Genomic DNA, 1,273 nt, shown 5'->3' on the forward strand with positions numbered 1-1,273 from the left:
TTTGAGGTCCGTGCGTCCCAGGAGTTGCCAGCCACCTGGCGACACCGCCGGATAAATGCCCGTCTGCTCCCCGCCGATACCCACCGACCCGGCCGGCACTTCCAGCCGTGGTTTGGGATGACGAGGCGCGTGCAGCGTGGGATCGAGGCCGCCGAGGTAGGCAAAGCCGGGCTGAAAGCCGAGGAAAAATACGATGTAATCGGCTTGCGTGTGGCGCTTCACGAGTTCATCGATGCTCAGGTCCAACTGCTTTGCGAGCGACGCAAGATCGGGTCCGTGAGCGCCGCCGTAGCGCACGGGAATTTCGATTTCGGTGGTGCCCACCTCGACTTCCGCTGCTTGCTCCCACGCGTTTTTCATTTGGCTGGCGAGGTCGGCGGGGTCGGCCTGGAGGGGATCGAAGACGAGCGTGAGGTTGTTCATGCCCGGCACGACTTCCACGACATGCGGCCACAGGCGCGCCGCGTCGGCGAGCGCCCACATTCGTCGCTGGCATTCAAGCGTGGCGGGTGGCGGCGCTTCGCATACAAGCGCGGTGTCGCCGAGTGGGTGAATTTTAGGTGGTGTCATGCTGGGTTTTGCCGGTAATCGAGCGCGCGCTTGAACGAAAGGCGAAAGACTAGTCGTCTCGACGCTAGCTCGGGAATGTACATTGTTAATAATTTATCGACAATTTATCAATAAGAATTTAGACATGGCGGTGAATTTCGTTCGATACGCTAAACTCGCCGACATATTGTTCTGTCTATATATCCATGACCCGTCATCCGACCAAGATCGTTTCGTCCGAGCATCTCGTCTCGGAAACGAGCGCCGAGTTGTCCGAGTTCGAATATGGCCTGATCATGGCCGGTAATGCTTTCAACCGCTGGATGGTTCGATGCATGTCCGCGGCGGGCGCGAAGGACATGACGGCGGTGGAAGTATCGCTGCTGCATCATGTGAGTCATCGGGACCGGAAGAAAAAGATTGCCGATATCTGCTTTGTTCTCAATATAGAGGACACGCACGTTGCCAGCTATGCCATTAAGAAGCTGATGGCGCGGGGCTATGTGAAGAGCGAAAAAGTGGGAAAGGAGGTGTTCTTTTCCGCAACGCCGGCGGGGCGGGAGTTGTGCGGGAAGTATCGGGAGGTGCGGGAGAATTGTTTGATCAGCACGTTGAAGGAGAGCGGACTGACCAATGAGCAGATAGGCGAGGCGGCGCAATTGCTGCGCAATGCATCGGGGCTCTACGATACGGCGGCGAGGGCAGCGGCTTCGCTATAGGGGTT

2 protein-coding genes are annotated in these 1,273 nt (G+C 57.9%); one reads left to right on the plus strand and one right to left on the minus strand.

All coding sequences use genetic code 11. The annotated features are described in order from the left end of the window. A partial coding sequence (gene pxpB / locus FH08_RS0133760; protein WP_031362594.1) for a 5-oxoprolinase subunit PxpB occupies positions 1-570 on the minus strand: 570 nt, incomplete at its 3' end. A gap of 185 nt (positions 571-755) precedes the next feature. Here pxpB and FH08_RS0133765 point away from each other — a divergent pair. Next, entirely contained in the window at positions 756-1,268 is a 513-nt protein-coding gene (locus tag FH08_RS0133765; protein WP_031362595.1) for a winged helix DNA-binding protein, read from the plus strand. The last annotated feature ends 5 nt before the right edge of the window (positions 1,269-1,273 follow it).

Source organism: Caballeronia sordidicola, assembly GCF_000729995.1.
In the GTDB taxonomy this organism is placed as follows: domain Bacteria; phylum Pseudomonadota; class Gammaproteobacteria; order Burkholderiales; family Burkholderiaceae; genus Caballeronia; species Caballeronia sordidicola_A.